We start from the raw sequence: 16,685 nt of genomic DNA, 5'->3' as shown, positions 1-16,685 counted from the left end.
GCGTCAACAAGATGTCGCAAGCTAAGGAATTTATGGTTAACGAACGGCTAACGGCAGCCGCCGAAAGCGCTTGCGGAGCGGTCAGCGGTCGAAATCACCGCCGATGTCCGCGATGCGCCTCACATATTCGGATAGACCGGCCCCTCGCCGCCCTGCGGCGGTACCCAGTTGATATTCTGGTTGGGATCCTTGATATCGCAGGTCTTGCAGTGCACGCAGTTCTGGGCGTTGATGACGAAGGTCTTGTCACCATCCTTCTCCACCCATTCGTAGACGCCGGCCGGACAGTAGCGGGTCGACGGACCGGCGTAGATGCCGAGCTCGGAGCTCTTCTGCAGCGCCATGTCCTTGACCTGCAGATGCACCGGCTGGTCTTCCTCGTGATTGGTGTTCGACAGGAACACCGAGGACAGACGGTCGAAGGTCAGGACGCCGTCGGGTTTCGGATAGGCGATCGGCTTATGCTGGGACGCCGGCTCCAGGGACTGCGCATCCGTCTTGCCGTGCTTCAGCGTGCCGAAGAAGGAGAAGCCGAGCAGCGTGTTGGTCCACATGTCGAGACCGCCGAGCGCGACGCCGATCGCCGTGCCGAACTTCGACCACAGCGGCTTGACGTTCCTGACCCGCTTCAGGTCGCGGCCGATGTCGGAGGCGCGCCAGTCGTTCTCGATCTCGGCGACTTCGTCGTGGCTGCGGCCGGCTGCGATCGCCGCCGCGATCCTTTCGGCCGCCAGCATGCCGGAGAGAACCGCGTTGTGGCTGCCCTTGATGCGCGGCACGTTGACGAGACCGGCCGAACAGCCGATCAGCGCCCCGCCCGGGAAGGAGAGCTTCGGCACCGACTGATAGCCGCCCTCGGTGATGGCGCGGGCGCCATAGGAGAGCCGTTTGCCCCCCTCGAAGGTGCTGCGGATCGCCGGATGAGTCTTGAAGCGCTGGAACTCCTCGAAGGGGTAGAGATAGGGGTTCTTGTAATTGAGGTGGACGACGAAGCCGACCGCCACCAGATTGTCTTCGAGGTGATAAAGGAAGGAGCCGCCGCCGGTCTTCATGCCGAGCGGCCAGCCGAAGGAATGCTGCACCAGACCTGGTCTGTGGTTCTCCGGCTTGACCTGCCAGAGCTCCTTGATGCCGATGCCGAATTTCTGCGGCTCACGATCCTTTTGCAGGTCGAACTTGGCGATCAGCTGCTTGGCGAGCGAACCGCGCACGCCCTCGCCGATCAGCGTGTATTTGCCGCGCAGCTCCATGCCACGGGTATAGTTCGGGCCGGGTTCGCCATTCTTCTCGATACCCATGTCGCCGGTGGCAACGCCGATTACCGCACCGTCGTCATCGTAAAGCACTTCGGCGGCGGCAAAACCCGGATAGATCTCGACACCGAGTTCCTCGGCCTTCGTCGCCAGCCAGCGACAGACATTGCCGAGAGAGACGATGTAGTTGCCGTGATTGTTCATCAGCGGCGGCATCATCATGTTCGGCAGGCGGATCGAGCCGGCCGGGCCGAGCACCAGGAAGTGATCTGCCGTCACCTCGGTCTTGAACGGATGATCGGCATCCTCGCGCCAGCCGGGCAGCAGCCTGTCGACTCCAATGGGATCGACGACGGCGCCGGATAGGATATGGGCGCCGACCTCGGCCCCCTTCTCCAGCACCACGACGGACAGTTCCGGATTGACCTGCTTCAGCCGGATCGCCGCCGCCAGGCCGGCGGGACCGGCGCCGACGATCACAACGTCGAATTCCATGCTCTCGCGTTCGGGCAGCTCAGTCGTCTCGGTCATTCATTCGTCTCCGCTTGGCCAGTGGCCATCATCCATGGCCATTGTCTTGTCAAAACCGCAAAGCATTGTCGAGCCGGGATGCGACAGCCAATCCTCAATTCGCACAAACACATTTCAGCCGATGCGAGACTTACAATAACGCTTACGTTAACGTCAATTGTTAAACCCGCTGTGCCAAGGCCCTCTCTTTCCTTTTCCGTCGCCTGCGGCTTATACATCGCTCGAAGACATCGGAGGATATCATGGATCTCGGTATCAAAGGAAAAAGGGCGCTCGTTCTCGCCTCCTCGCGCGGGCTTGGCCTCGGCATCGGCGTAGCGCTGGCGCGGGAAGGCGCAGACGTGCTGCTGTGTGGCCGCAGCGGTGAACAGCTGGAGGCCAATTGCAAGGCGATCAACAGTGAAGGTCATGGGCGGGCCGACTGGATCTGGGCCGATCTCTCAGACGAGCGCTTCGTCGAGACGGCGACGACAGCGGTAAAGAACAAGTTCGGCGGGCTCGATATCCTCGTCAACAATACCGGCGGACCGACGCCGGGCACGACGGAGGACATGACGGCCGAAAAGCTCGAAACCTATTTCCTCTCCATGGTCGCCCGTGTGATCACGCTGACCAATGCGCTGCTGCCTGATATGAAGGCGCAGGGCTGGGGCCGCATCCTGACGGTCGCCTCATCGGGTGTGATCGAACCGATCGCCAACCTGGCGCTGTCGAACACGCTGCGTCCTGCCCTTGCCGGATGGAGCAAAACGCTTGCTTCGGAAGTGGCAAGCTTCGGCATCACCACCAACCTACTCCTGCCGGGCAGCATCCTGACCGCGCGGCTCGACGATCTGGACGGCGCTGCGGCCAAACGGACCGGCAAGAGCCTGGAAGAGATCCGGGCCGACAAGGAGGCGCGCATTCCGGTCGGCCGCTACGGCAGGGTGGAGGAATTTGCCGCAACGGCCGCCTTCCTCTGCAGCCAGCCGGCAAGCTACATCACCGGCTCGCTCATCCGATGCGACGGCGGCGCGGCACGGTCCGTCTGAGGCACCTCTTTCAGGCAAGGCGGGCCGCTGCGGCGGCCCATTTCGCCACGCTGCGGATCATCTGTTCGGCATTGGCCGGATCATCGGCAAGCTCGGAAAGTTCGGAAAGCCGATGGAAGCCGGTCAGGATCGCAATGCGCCGCCGGTCGAGCCTGCGCCCGGTCAGGATTTCATAGGCGGAAATGATGCGAGCGGTCAGATCGGGCGAGATAAAATTCGAATAGATGAACTCCTGGTGCAACGGACCGAACCCTGAGTCGGCGAAATCGTAGATGCCGTTGAGCCTACGCTGCCGATAATCGAAGGCCATATTCCAGCCGTGACCGTCGAAGAAGCCGTAGACGTTGCCGTAGGGGTCCGGCGGCAAGGCTTCGAAATCTGAAACAACGGTCTCGGCAAGGCCCTTGATATCAACCGGCAGCAGCGGCAAAGCCTTCGTCCGAACCGCCTCTGGCGATTGCCATGGCTGGATCGCTCCTGCGCCGGCCGCTCGCAGGCGATCGGCATCGAGCGCGTGCAGTTCGGCGTAAAAACGCGCAAGATCATCCGCTAGGCGCTGGCGGTCGCCCTCCCCGAGCGCATCATAATCTTCTGCAATGAGATGTTCCCCCTCGAGCTTGGCGTGGCTGGAGAATATCGGCGGCCCGTCGTGAATGCGCATGTCGGGAACCGCCATCGACAGCGACGGTCGAACGATATCGAGCACTGCGGCTTCCTTCACGAGCGCTCTTTCGGCGCCGATATGGCGGGGAAACTTGAAGATCAGCGTATCGTCGACGTCAATTGCTGTCGAATCCCAGCCCTTTGCCGCGAGCTTGAAAACGGAGGCCGTCAGTTCCGGAAATACACTTGTGATGAGAGAGCGAAATTCGCTGACGTTCAACTCTGTCATGACGACCTGCCTTTTCTGTTTTCTCTGTTCTTTGGGTGCAGGCGAGCGGCATCGGCCCCGTCGGAAACCGTCGGCGTGCAGCCGCCGAAACTCCACCAAGTGGCACCCGCACTATATTAGTATAATTTGAATATTACGGAATATTCATTACAAAAATTTAAGCCGTTATAACCACTTAGTGATCGCGACACCGGAATTATGTCTTTTTTGCGCCGCAATATAAGCGGCTCAATCAAAGCATAAATTTGCACTCTTGCTCAAACCCCGGTCTAGCCATGAAGAAATTTTGGATCACCGTCAGCTTTGCCGCAATCGCCGCGGTCGGCGTTTGGCAATTCGGGAATCTGGTCCCTTATGCCGCGCACATTCCTTACCTCTCGCAGCTCATCAAGCAGCCGGCCGGCGGCAATGGCGGCGGCAGGCATCCACAGGACGATCTGACGCAGGCCAATCAGGCGCCGACCGACCACGCCGAGAATGGCGGGCAACACCAGGGTGGCGGGCGCAGACGCGGCGGCGGTCCGACCGTCGTCAAAACCGTCGCTGCGGTGAAAACGACGCTGCCGACTGATGTCACAGCGTCCGGTTGGGCCGATGCCGACGACAATACGACCATGGCCGCACAGGAACAGGGCCTGATCGTCAGCATCAATGCGCAGGATGGAGCCACCGTCAAAGCCGGCGACCTTATCGCCAAGCTCGACGACCGGACGGCAAAGGCGGCGGTCGACAAGGACAATGCGATGATCGTCCGCGATACGGCAACGCTTTCGGAAGCGGAGACGGCCCTGGTTCGCGCGCAGGACCTGTTCGACCAGAAGGCTGGCACCCAGCAGAGCCTCGACCAGGCGAGAGCTGCCCGCGATACCGCCGCGGCCACGGTCGAGGCTGACAAGGCCACCCTCGCCTCGGATCGAATTATCCTCGAGAATACAAACATTCGGGCGCCTTTCGACGGCCGGCTCGGCGATATTGCCGTCAGCAAGGGCGCCTTCCTCAATGCCGGCTCGGCAATCGTCACCATCGCGAAATACGATCCGATCTACGTGAAATTCCACCTGCAGGAGCGCTATTTACGCGTCCTGAAGAAAGCGCTGACAGTCGGGCCGGTCGAGGTCAGTACGGTTCCCGCTTCCTCCAAGGGACAGGTTCGCAAGGGCGAAATCAGCTTCTACGACAACACGGTCGATACCGCCTCGGGCACAATCCTTGCCAAAGCGAAATTCGAGAATGCTTCCGGTGCGCTCTGGCCCGGCCAATCGGTGAACATCGTCGTGCACTTCAACAACAACGAACAACAGGTGGTGGTGCCGACAGTCGCCGTCAGCCCCGGCCCCGACGGGTTCTTCGCCTTCGTCGCCAAGGACGGCAAATCACATCTGACGCCGGTCACCGTCGCCCGCGCCAATGGCGGCTTCACCGCTATCGAATCGGGTCTTCAGCCGGGCGACCATGTCGTCATCGAAGGCCAGGGCCAGCTCAGCGACCAGCAGGCGATCAACGAGCAGTTCGACGACAAGACGCTTGATGTCGCGTCTGCCGAAGAGCCTCGGCAACCGCAGCACTCCGAGACGATCGCGGTGGGAGCTCAGCAATGATCCCGAATTTCTGTATCCAGCGCCCCGTCGCGACGACGCTGCTTGCCATCGGCGTCATTCTGGCCGGTCTTGCCGGCTACCGGCTCGTGCCGGTTGCAGCCCTGCCGCAGGTCGATTTTCCGACGATCAACGTTTCGGCGCAGCTGAGCGGCGCCTCGCCGCAGACAATGGCGACCTCGGTTGCCACGCCGCTGATCAAACAGTTCGAGACCATTCCCGGGATCAGCGAAATCAGCGCCTCGAGCTCCCTCGGCAACACCAGCATCGTGCTGCAGTTCGATCTCAACCGCGATATTGATGCGGCTGCTGCCGACGTGCAGGCGGCGATCTCACACGCGACGCGACAGCTGCCCGACAACCTGACGACACCACCGAGCTACCGCAAGACCAACCCGGCCGATGCGCCTGTGATGCTGCTCTCCGTACAGAGCAACACCATGCCGCGCAGCAAGCTCGACGAGATCGCCGAAGACATCATCTCGCCCTCGCTGTCCACCCTCCCCGGCGTTGCCCAGGTCAGCGTCTATGGTGCCCAGACCTATGCCGTGCGTGTCGAAGTCGATCCCAACAGGCTGCTCACCCGCGGTATCGGCATCGACACCGTCAACAAGGCGCTTGCTGCCGCCAACAGCCAGCAACCGGTGGGCACGCTGCAGAACAATTCGCAGAGCATGACCATCACGGCGAATACGCAGCGCACCAATGCCGAACAGTTCCGATCGCTTGTTATCGCCAATCCGAACGGCGCGCCGATCCATCTCGGCGATGTCGCCGATGTGCAGGACGGCGTCGAGAACCAGTATACCGGCAGCTGGTATGACGGCCAGCGCGGCATCATTCTCGCCATCCAGCGTCAGCCGGACGCCAACACGGTCGATGTCGTCGATGCGATCAACGCCAAGCTGCCGCAGTTGCACGCCGAAATCCCGGCTTCGGTGACGACGGTGGTCATGAACGATGCCGCCAAGCCGATCCGCGCCGCCATCGCCGACGTCAAGTTCACGCTGTTCCTGACGATCGGCCTCGTCGTCCTCGTCATCTACCTCTTCACCGGCCATGCGACCGCGACGATCATTCCGGGGCTTGCAGTTCCGCTGTCGCTGATCTCGACCTTCGGGATGATGTATGTTCTCGGCTACAGCATCGACAATATCTCGCTGTTGGGGCTGACGCTCGCGGTGGGTCTGGTTGTGGACGATGCGATCGTCATGCTCGAAAACATCCTCCGTCACATCGAAGAAGGCATGCCGGTGCGCGAAGCGGCGATCAAGGGGGCGGGCGAAGTTAGCTACACCATCATTTCCATGTCGGTTTCGCTGATCGCCGTCTTCATCCCGATCCTGCTGATGGGCGGCGTCGTCGGCCGCGTCTTCAATGAATTCGGCATGGTGGTCGCCATCGCCATCATCTCCTCTGCCATCGTCTCGCTGACCGTGACGCCGATGCTCGGCTCGCGCCTGTCGAACAACCACAGTCGGCCGCCGCTCCTGATCCGCATCTTCGATGCGGGCTTCGAGCGGACGCTCAGCGGCTACGACCGAGCGGTCGGCTGGTGCCTTCGCCATCGCGTGACGATCCTCGGCGTGTTCCTCGGCTCGGTGGCGCTGACGATCTACTTCTTCATGACGCTGCCGACGAGCTTCTTCCCGCAGGAGGATATCGGCCGCCTGACGATCAGCACCCAGGCCCGGCAGGATATTTCCTACTCGGCCATGGAGGCGCTGCAGCAGCAGGCGGCCGCCGCCGTCAAGGCGAACCCGGCGGTCAACCACGTGATGTCAACGATCGGCGGCAACCCGAACAAGCCGCAGAACAACGGCTCGATGTTCGTCGAGCTCAAGGACAAGAAGGAGCGCCCGCCGCTCGACCAGACGCTGCGTGAGCTGCGCACGGCGATCAACAAGATCCCCGGATTGCAGGCCTTCGTGACGCCGAACCAGAGCCTGCGCTTCGGCGGCCGCCAGACCGCCAGCCAATATCAGCTGGTCATCCAGGCGCTGAGCGCCGACCAGACCAACCTCTGGGCCGGCAAGATCCAGGCGGCAATGCGTGGTGACCGCGGGCTGTTCACCGATGTGACATCGGATGCGCAGAACAACGCCCTGCAAGCCAATATCGTCATCGATACGGAGCGGGCGGCCGCTTACGGGATCGACAACGATACGCTGCGCACGACGTTGCAGGAATCCTTCAGCGGATATACGGCGGCGGAGATCCAGTCGACCGGCGACAGCTACGACGTCATCGTCGAATATGACACAAGCAAACCCTGGGACGATCAGAAGCTGGCGGAAATCCGTGTCGCCTCCTCCAATGGCAGCCTGGTGCCGCTGTCGAACTTCGCACATGTGCAGCGCACCACCGGCCCTGTCACCATCAACCAGACGGGCCAGCTCGTCTCGACCACCGTGTCCTTCAACCTGCCGGAAGGCGTCTCGCTCAGCGACGCGACGGCGGCGATCGATGAGATCAAGAAGGAGATCAGCCTGCCGGCCGATGTCTTCACTTCCTATGGCGGCACGGCCGAAATCTTCCAGCAGTCGCAGGGCAATACGCCCTATCTGATCCTGGCGGCGGTGCTGACCATCTATGTCGTGCTCGGCGTGCTTTATGAAAGCTTCATCCATCCGCTGACCATTCTCTCCGGTCTGCCGGCCGCGGCCTTCGGCGCGCTGCTCGCGTTGAAGATCATGGGTTTCGACCTGTCGATCATCGCCCTTATCGGCCTGCTGATGCTGATCGGCATCGTCAAGAAGAACGCGATCATGATGATCGACGTGGCGGTGGAGACCATGCGCACGACCGGCGAAAAGGCGACGGCAGCGATCCACGAAGCCTGTGTGCGACGCTTCCGGCCGATCATGATGACGACGTTCTGCGCCTTGCTCGGCGCCCTGCCGATCGCGCTCGGCACCGGCGCCAGCTCCGAGCTGCGCCAGCCGCTCGGCATCGCCGTCGTCGGCGGCCTCGTCGTGTCGCAGCTGCTGACGCTGTTCATCACTCCGGTCATCTTCGTCGAGATGGACCGGTTCGGTCAGTTCCTCGGCCAGCTGATGGGCCAGAGCCAGAAGAAGGTCGAGGAGCCAGTGCTGCAGGAGACAAGGGCGCTGGCCGCCGAGTGAGGCGTTCTGACGATACCGGGCCTTGCCGGTTCGCTTCTTGCCCCCGAGCGGCGAGAAGCGGACATGGCAGCGCGCCTCGATCTTCAATCCACTTGAATGTGTCACGCCGCTATGGCATCAACCGCCCTCCTTGATCCGGGCGTCCTTACGCCCTTGCGGAGCGCTGCTCCGTCTCCAGCAACAATCGGCATGAAGAGGTGCGGGCATGGCTCAGGCGCTGGGTTTCGACTTCGGCACGACGAATACGGTTCTCGCCATGGCGGAAGGCGGGTCAACGGGCTCGATGACGTTCACAAGCGCGGCCGGGACGGCCGACAGCATGCGCACCGCGCTGTCCTTCATGAAGGACGCCCAGCTCGGCGCCTCGGCGCTGAAGGTGGAGGCCGGCCATGCGGCAATTCGCCAGTTCATCGACAATCCCGGCGAATGCCGTTTCCTGCAGTCGATCAAAACCTTTGCGGCAAGCGCGCTGTTCCAGGGCACGCTGATTTTCGCTAAGCGGCATAATTTCGAAGATCTGATGGAGATATTCGTGCGGCGCCTGCGCAGCTACGCCGGCGACAACTGGCCCTCCGATGTCAGCCGCATCGTCACCGGCCGGCCGGTGCATTTCGCCGGCGCCAACCCCGATCCGATCCTGGCGACCGAGCGCTACAACGAGGCGCTGTCGCGTTTCGGCTTTCCCGAAATCCACTATGTCTACGAGCCGGTCGCCGCCGCCTTCTATTTCGCACAGGATCTGAAGCAGGATGCAACGGTGCTGGTCGCCGATTTCGGCGGCGGCACGACCGATTATTCGCTGATTCGCTTCGAAACCGTCGCCGGCAAGCTGACGGCAACGCCGATCGGCCATTCCGGAGTCGGCGTCGCCGGCGATCATTTCGACTATCGGATGATCGACAACATCGTCGCGCCGCTGATCGGGAAGGGAAGTCATTTCAAGAGCTTCGACAAGATTCTCGAAGTGCCGTCCAACTACTATTCCAGCTTCGGCCGCTGGAACCAGCTGTCGATCTTCAAGACCACGCGGGAATTCGAGGATCTGAAAAAACTGGTGCGCACCAGCCTTGAGCCGGAAAAGCTCGAAATCTTCATCGACCTCATCGACCATGACGAAGGCTATCCGCTCTACCAGGCGGTGTCGGCGACGAAGATGGCGCTCTCGGCTGCCGACGAGGCGCCTTTCGACTTCGCGCCGCTTGGCCATGGCGGACAGCGCAGCATCAAGCGCCGCGACTTCGAAGGCTGGATCGCCGAGGATCTCGCCCGCATCGAAGGCGCGCTCGACGAGGTGCTTGTCAAGACCGAGACGAAGCCTGCTGACATCGACAAGGTGTTCCTGACCGGCGGCACCTCCTTCGTGCCGGCGGTGCGGCGCATCTTCACCGAGCGCTTCGAGCTTGATCGGATCGAAAGCGGCGGCGAGCTGCTGTCGATCGCCCATGGTCTGGCGCTAATCGGCGAACGCGACGACATCGCGCAATGGACTGTGCAGTAAAGCCGGCAAGTGCGGCCAATGTGCCCCCTGCCCTTTCAATGCCACGATCTCTTCGCTAGATTTGCCGCATGATCTCCGTCAACGACCTTTCCCCCGCCGAGCTTGCAGCGCTTCTGCATTTCCATGCGGATGCCGGTGTGGAATGGCTGCAGGAAGAAGAGGCGGTCGACCGCTTCGCCGAATTCGAGGCGATGAAGGCCGCGCGCCGGCCGGCGGCGCAGGCGCAGCAGGAACGGCCCATTGCTGAGGAACGGCCTCTCCCAGGGCAACGCCAGACATCGCCTCGTCCGAGTGCAGCGGCGCGTCCGGCGCCGGCCTCCGGCCCGCAACCGGCGATCCCGGACGGCGAGGCCGTGCAGCAGGCGCGTTTCGTCGCCGAAGCCGCGCGGTCGCTCAGTGAGCTCAAGACCGCGATCGAGGCCTTCAACGGCTGCAATCTCAAGCACAGCGCCCGCTCGACGATCTTTGCCAGCGGCGACGCCGACAGCGGCATCATGATGATCGGCTCGGCGCCGAGCGCCGAAGACGATCGTGAGGGCACGCCGTTCTCGGGAAAATCCGGCCAGCTGTTCGACAAGATGCTGGCGGCGATCGGGCTTAGCCGTTCCAGCGTCCTGCTGACGCAAGTCATTCCCTGGCGGCCGCCCGGCAACCGCGCGGCGTCGCCGGCCGAAATGGATATCTGCCGACCCTTCATCGAGCGGCAGATTGCGCTCGCCGAGCCGCAGGCGATCCTGCTGCTCGGCAATTTCGCGGCGCGGTTCTTCTTCGGAGAAAACGATACGATTCACGGCCTGCGCGGTCGCTGGAGGGAAATTGCGGTCGCCGGGCGCATCATCCCCACCATTGCCAGCCTGCATCCTCAGGATCTGTTGACCGCACCTGTCAACAAACGGCTGGCCTGGAACGACCTGCTGGTCTTTCAAGCGAAGCTTAACTCGCTCTCTTTGCTCAGAAATTAGTCGAAAATGAACAATTCGTGAAATGATCCATGCATTTTCTGCATGGCTGCATCGCGTCACGATGCATTGCAGAATCAATGTTGCACTGCAATATAAAGGCGTGTCTTGGGAGGAATTACAGGAACCAAGGCCATGAACAAGCGATTTCGTCCTATCCATTGCGGGTTTGAAACCCTTCGCCTCGCCGGCGATCAGATTCGTTCCACTCACGGCTATAGCCGTTTCGGCTTTGCCGCGAACGAGCAGATGGTTGCCCGCGGCACCGGCATTAACGGCCGCACGGCACGTCCGAACGCCATTTTTTCCGACTTTCAGCAATATTGAGCGGCAGGCGCTGCAGCCCCGCACATCTTTCGGAAGCGCAAGGGTTCCGATTTGAACAAGCGTGCAGCTGCCTGCCTTTCATGTCAGAGTAAGCCATCATGTCGACGATCTTGCTATCGCTTCTGCGCAACATCGAAACCTTCGAGCATATCCGCGTCGCGGTCTGCGCCGCCCGGGAATATGAGCGCGAGCTTTCGGTCAGGCCTGCCGATGCCGCCTCGGATCTTGGCGCGGGTGCAGCGGCGATCGTTCTCTGATCAGACCGCCAATTCTTCGATCCGGGCTTTCGCCCATTCGAAGGCCTCGTCGACATAGGCGAACTTGACGGCCTGCCAGGCGCTATATTCTTCGACGAAACCCTGGGATATCCAAAGGCGCGTCTTGCGCGGCTCGTCATGCCAGCCGACGCAGCCGCGCTGCGCCGCCTTTGCCAGAAGCCGCTGCAGGTGCGTGCGCGACATCATGAAATCGGCGGCGAGCGCGCGGGTTTCGACGCGGCCGACGAGAAACTTGCCCGCCTCGGTCTCCTCCGGCTCCATTCTGGCAATGAAGTTGTCGACCACGAGGCCGCCGGCTTCCGTCCAGAGAAACTGCGCCACCTGCTCCGGCGGCTCCCGCCAGGCGGCATCTTCCAGGCAATGACGGGCAATGCGCGGCTGAACGAGCTTCATCAATGCAGGATTTGCCTGGAAAAAGGCGGCCCTCTCGCCGCCGTCGAGCAGGTCGAGCGCGGCGAGATTGACGTGAATCCAGGTAAACATCGCCTGGTGGCTGACAATGGCCGGTTCGAAATGTCGTGGCCTGCGTCGCTCGTCGCCAGGCGTATGGGTGATGAAGCGGTAGGTATAAAGTTCTTCGATGAAGGCGAGCACGGTGTTACGGCTCGCCACCTTGTGTGCGGTGATGCGGCCGGTCAGCCGAACGGCGGTGAAACCCGATGTCGGGTCGCGCGGATCATATTCCAGGTGAAGGGCATAAGCGGTCTGGGTCAGGAGCCAGCGCTGATGGGAGGCGAGCAGTCGCGCCAAACGCGGACCGGCGTCGAACATGCCGCGCGTCTGCCGAGCCAGAAAGCGGATGCTCATCAGAAAGGAGCAGTTCCCCGCCAATTGCTCCGCCGTGAATGCCATTATGCTTTTCTCCACCTCCCCTCGCAGGCCAGCGTTCGGAGCAGTAATATCGAAAGCCGCAAAGCGGCCTATCAGACATGCATAGCGTTGAATAAATGATAGTTTCTCATGTTCAACAATCATATTCCGCAGGTCGACGCCATCCCAAGAATTCGCCATTCTTTCGCTCCCGAAAGCAAGCCTCGCACGGCGGCAATCTCTGCGTTAAATTAGTGCCGGTCAGAGCCTCAGGCTTGCGGCGTCGTCGCCTTGCGCGCCTCGCGCTGTTCGATGCCCAGCTGATGCTCGCGATAGATGATGAAGATACCGGCGGCGACGATTATGACAGTGCCGATCAGCATGGTGACGGTCGGCACGTCGCCGAACACGAAGTAGCCGACGATACCGCCGAGCAGGATCGAGGTATATTCGAACGGCGCGATGGTGGAGACATCGGCATGGCGGTAGCTTTCCGTCAGCAGAATCTGGGCGACGCCACCGCAAAAGCCGGCAGCGACCAGATAAAGCGCCGACGGCCATGGCAGGACGAGCCAGCCGAAAGGAAGGGAAGCCAGCGAGAAGACCGATGCGGTGAGCGAGAAATACAGCACGATCGTCGCCGTCTTCTCCTCCTCGACGAGACGGCGCACCTGGATCATCGCCATGCCGCCGAGAACGGCCGAGAGCAGCACGCAAAGCGCGCCGAGGGCCTGTTCTGCTTCCATGCCGCCGTCACGCAACAGAGTCAGTTTCGGCCAGGAGACGATAGCGACGCCGACGATGCCGACCAGAACGGCGCTCCAGCGATAGATGCGCACGGTTTCGCCAAGAAAAACCGCGGCGAAGACAACGGCGACGAGCGGCAAGGCGTAGCCGAGCGCGATCGCCTCCGGCAGTGGCAGATGCAGCAGGCCGTAAAAACCGAAAGCCATCGACAGGATGCCGATCGTGCCCCGCTTCAGGTGGCCGACCGGGTTGGCAGTGTGGAAGGCTGCGCTGAGCTGGCCGATATAGGCGAGATAGGCCATGATCGGGAAGAGCGCGAAGAACGACCTGCAGAAGGTGACCTGGCCCGGCGGAATATCCGGGCCGGCCAGCTTGATGAAGGTCTGCATGGCGAGAAAGACTACGACCGACGAGACTTTCAGCGCAATGCCTCTCATCGGGTTTCTGAGAACCGAGTGCATGATTCTGGCTCTGATGCTGACTTAACAAAGGGGAGACGCGTCCGACTCCTGGACGCGGCGAATGACGTCTGTCATCGTAGCGAAAGAAAATCGAGTTGGGCGAAAAAAACCGCGGCAAAGCGGGATAGTCGCGAAATCGCTTTCGGCAGCGGAGCCGAAAGCGAGCGGGTGGCGCTCAATCTCAACGGCGCTGTCGACCGGACAGCAGCATTCCTTCCATCCAATCAGATTTTTGCCGGCAAACTTCGCGTTCGCGGGCATTTTGCTTTAACTTTGGTTCAGACTTTAATGTAATCATGCCCGGCAATTTAGGCAGAGTGCGCCCGCCTCTGTATCCGCGGTTGTCATATAACGGTCTTCAGGAAACACCATGCGAACAGATACCGGCCAGGTCATTCATCTGGCAGATTACCGTCCCACCGACTTCGTCCTGGAACGCGTGGACCTGACATTCGAACTCGATCCAACCGAGACAAAGGTCGAAGCCCGGCTCATCTTTCATCGTCGCCCGGGGGCCGACATTACGGCGCCGATCGTGCTCGACGGCGACGAGCTGACGCTGGCGGGGCTGCTGTTCGACCAAGTCGAGCTCGACCCTTCACGTTATGACGCGACGCCGGAAAGCCTGACGGTGCGCGACCTCCCGGAGAGCGCTCCCTTCGAGCTGACCATCACGACCATCATCAATCCCGAGGCCAATACCCAGCTGATGGGCCTCTATCGCACCGGCGGCATCTACTGCACGCAGTGCGAGGCGGAAGGCTTCCGCCGCATCACCTATTTCCCCGACCGACCCGACGTGCTTGCGCCGTTCACTGTCAACATCATCGCCGACAAGGACGCCAACCCGCTGCTTTTGTCAAATGGCAACTTCCTCGGCGGCGCCGGTTACGGCCCCGGCAAGCATTTCGCCGCCTGGTTCGATCCGCATCCGAAGCCGAGCTATCTCTTTGCCCTCGTCGCCGGCGATCTCGGCGTCGTCGAAGACACGTTCACCACCACGTCCGGCCGCGACGTGGTGCTGAAAATCTATGTCGAGCACGGCAAGGAGCCGCGCGCAGCCTATGCCATGGACGCGCTGAAACGCTCGATGAAGTGGGACGAAGAGAGGTTCGGGCGCGAATATGACCTCGACATCTTCATGATCGTCGCCGTCTCCGACTTCAACATGGGCGCGATGGAGAACAAGGGCCTCAACGTCTTCAACGACAGGTACATCCTTGCCGATCCCGAGACCGCGACCGACGCCGACTACGCCAATATCGAGACGGTGATCGCGCACGAATATTTCCACAACTGGACCGGCAACCGCATCACCTGCCGAGACTGGTTCCAGCTGTGCCTCAAGGAAGGTCTGACGGTCTATCGCGACCAGGAATTTACCTCCGATCAACGCTCGCGCCCGGTCAAGCGCATCGCCGATGTGCGCCATCTGAAGTCCGAGCAGTTTCCAGAGGATGGCGGCCCGCTCGCCCATCCGGTGCGGCCGACGACATATCGCGAGATCAACAATTTCTACACGAGGACCGTCTACGAGAAGGGCAGCGAAGTCACGCGCATGATCGCGACGCTGCTCGGCAGGGACGGTTTCAAGAAGGGCATGGACCTCTATTTCGACCGTCACGACGGCCAGGCGGTGATAATCGAGGATTTCGTCAAATGCTTCGAGGATGCGAGCGGGCGCGACCTCACGCAATTCTCGCTCTGGTATCATCAGGCCGGCACGCCGCTCGTCACCGCATCAGGCGCCTATGATGCGGCAGCCGGCACCTTCACCCTGTCGCTCGAACAGATGATCCCTGCTACTCCAGGCCAGTCGATCAAGGAACCGATGCATATTCCGCTCAGCCTCGCGCTCTTTGGCGAGAATGGCGGCAAGATCGAACCGAGCTCGGTTTCCGGCGCGGAATATGCCGGCGAGGTGCTGCACCTCACCGACCGCGCACAGACGGCGGTATTCCACGGCATCGGCTCGCGCCCGGTTGTCTCAATCAACCGCAGCTTCTCGGCGCCCATTAACCTGCATTTCGATCAGAGCCCGGCCGATCTCGCCCATCTCGCCCGTCATGAGACGGATCATTTCGCCCGCTGGCAGGCGCTGACCGATCTGGCGCTGCCGAACCTTCTGAAAGCCGCCCGCGATGCGCGTGAGGGCAAGCCTGCCGCCTGCGAGGCAACCTTCGTCGAGACCCTGATTGCGGCTGCCGCCGACGAGAGCCTCGAGCCCGCCTTCCGGGCCCAGGCGCTGGCACTGCCGAGCGAATCCGATATTGCCCGCGAACTCGGCAGCAATAACGATCCCGACGCCATCCATGCCGGCCGGCAGGCGATCCTGAAACAGATCGCCGATGCCGGAAAGAGCATCTTTGCCGGCCTCTACGCATCGATGACGACATCAGGCAATTTCAGCCCGGATGCCAAAAGCGCCGGCTTGCGCGCGCTACGCAATAGCGCCCTCACCTACCTCTCCTATGCCGAGCAGACGCCGGTTCGCGCCAAGGCCGCCTTCGACGCGGCCAACAATATGACCGATCTCAGCCATGCGTTGACGCTTCTCGTCCATCATTTTCCCGAGACTGCGGAGACGGGTGAGGCGCTGACCGCCTTCCGCGACCGCTTCGCAGAAAACGCGCTCGTCATCGACAAATGGTTCTCGATTCAGGCCGGCATCCCAGGCGCCAAGACCCTGGAACGGGTGCGTGCCCTCATGGAGAATTCGCTTTTCAAGCGGACCAATCCGAACAGAATGCGGGCGCTGGTCGGCACCTTCGCCTTTGCCAATCCGACCGGCTTCGGCCGTGCCGACGGCGAAGGCTATCGTTTCCTCGCGGGCGAAATTCTCGAAATCGACGAGCGCAACCCGCAGCTTGCCGCCCGCATTCTGACCTCGATGCGCTCCTGGCGCTCGCTGGAGCCGACGCGCGCCGATCACGCCCGCGCCGCACTGAGCAGGATCGAACAGGCGCCTAACCTTTCCACTGATGTACGCGATATCGTGGAGCGCACGCTTAAAGGGTAATTTGCGGAAGCGGCCGCCGCGCAAGATGTGGCGGTCGGCCGACCCGGCGATTCGAATCGCAGAAAAATTCAGAAATATAAATAGTTAACGGATTTTTACCTTTGCCTCTGGACAAGGCGAATCACCCGTGATTCTCTAGGTCAGGTTCGAGCGAGCGGC

Annotated in this window: 12 protein-coding genes; 8 read left to right on the top strand and 4 right to left on the bottom strand. The window is 61.5% G+C overall.

Annotation, left to right across the window (positions count from 1 at the left end; genetic code table 11):
- Positions 1-119: 119 nt before the first annotated feature.
- Positions 120-1,784: an electron transfer flavoprotein-ubiquinone oxidoreductase gene (locus RHE_RS06690; protein WP_011424647.1), complete on the bottom strand. Its 1,665-nt coding sequence runs from the start codon at positions 1,782-1,784 to the stop codon at positions 120-122.
- Positions 1,785-2,026: 242 nt separating this feature from the next.
- On the opposite strand from RHE_RS06690, the gene RHE_RS06685 reads away from it, so the two are divergent.
- Positions 2,027-2,815 carry an SDR family oxidoreductase gene (locus RHE_RS06685; protein ID WP_011424646.1) on the top strand — a complete coding sequence of 263 codons (789 nt, stop codon included), beginning with the start codon at positions 2,027-2,029 and terminating at the stop codon, positions 2,813-2,815.
- Between the two features lie 10 nt (positions 2,816-2,825).
- Here RHE_RS06685 and RHE_RS06680 read toward each other — a convergent pair whose 3' ends face one another.
- Positions 2,826-3,707, bottom strand: a complete 882-nt coding sequence (locus RHE_RS06680; RefSeq protein WP_011424645.1) for a phosphotransferase family protein — start codon at positions 3,705-3,707, stop codon at positions 2,826-2,828.
- Positions 3,708-3,982: 275 nt separating this feature from the next.
- Here RHE_RS06680 and RHE_RS06675 point away from each other — a divergent pair, with 275 nt between their 5' ends.
- The 6 genes from RHE_RS06675 to RHE_RS33455 all read left to right on the top strand — a co-directional run bounded on the left by RHE_RS06675 (position 3,983) and on the right by RHE_RS33455 (position 11,468).
- Complete coding sequence (locus RHE_RS06675) at positions 3,983-5,305, top strand: efflux RND transporter periplasmic adaptor subunit (RefSeq protein ID WP_011424644.1); 1,323 nt, start codon at positions 3,983-3,985, stop codon at positions 5,303-5,305.
- Positions 5,302-8,427, top strand: a complete 3,126-nt coding sequence (locus RHE_RS06670; protein ID WP_011424643.1) for an efflux RND transporter permease subunit — start codon at positions 5,302-5,304, stop codon at positions 8,425-8,427. The genes RHE_RS06675 and RHE_RS06670 overlap by 4 nt, the downstream gene beginning before the upstream one ends.
- Before the next feature lie 205 nt (positions 8,428-8,632).
- On the top strand, positions 8,633-9,925 hold the full coding sequence (locus RHE_RS06665) for an Hsp70 family protein (protein WP_011424642.1): 1,293 nt from the start codon (positions 8,633-8,635) through the stop codon (positions 9,923-9,925).
- 68 nt (positions 9,926-9,993) lie between these two features.
- Positions 9,994-10,887: a uracil-DNA glycosylase gene (locus RHE_RS06660; protein ID WP_011424641.1), complete on the top strand. Its 894-nt coding sequence runs from the start codon at positions 9,994-9,996 to the stop codon at positions 10,885-10,887.
- A 132-nt stretch (positions 10,888-11,019) separates the two neighbouring features.
- Positions 11,020-11,211: a hypothetical protein gene (locus tag RHE_RS06655; RefSeq protein WP_011424640.1), complete on the top strand. Its 192-nt coding sequence runs from the start codon at positions 11,020-11,022 to the stop codon at positions 11,209-11,211.
- 98 nt (positions 11,212-11,309) lie between these two features.
- Positions 11,310-11,468 carry a hypothetical protein gene (locus tag RHE_RS33455; RefSeq protein WP_020920805.1) on the top strand — a complete coding sequence of 53 codons (159 nt, stop codon included), beginning with the start codon at positions 11,310-11,312 and terminating at the stop codon, positions 11,466-11,468.
- Here the strand turns inward: RHE_RS33455 and RHE_RS06650 are convergent, their stop codons facing one another.
- Together RHE_RS06650 and RHE_RS06645 are read right to left on the bottom strand one after the other, a co-directional pair.
- The gene (locus RHE_RS06650; protein WP_042118155.1) at positions 11,469-12,341 is read right to left on the bottom strand and encodes a hypothetical protein; all 873 of its coding nucleotides are present in this window, start codon (positions 12,339-12,341) and stop codon (positions 11,469-11,471) included.
- Between the two features lie 227 nt (positions 12,342-12,568).
- On the bottom strand, positions 12,569-13,507 hold the full coding sequence (locus RHE_RS06645; protein ID WP_011424638.1) for a DMT family transporter: 939 nt from the start codon (positions 13,505-13,507) through the stop codon (positions 12,569-12,571).
- A gap of 370 nt (positions 13,508-13,877) precedes the next feature.
- Between RHE_RS06645 and pepN the strand changes: the two genes are divergently transcribed.
- Positions 13,878-16,526, top strand: coding sequence for an aminopeptidase N (gene pepN, locus RHE_RS06640; RefSeq protein ID WP_011424637.1), 2,649 nt, complete (start codon positions 13,878-13,880; stop codon positions 16,524-16,526).
- Positions 16,527-16,685: the final 159 nt, after the last annotated feature.

Origin of the sequence: Rhizobium etli CFN 42, from assembly GCF_000092045.1 — a bacterium.
Taxonomy (GTDB): domain Bacteria; phylum Pseudomonadota; class Alphaproteobacteria; order Rhizobiales; family Rhizobiaceae; genus Rhizobium; species Rhizobium etli.
The sequence above is the reverse complement of the archived record's forward strand: the minus strand, read 5'-3'. Positions and strand labels throughout refer to the sequence as shown.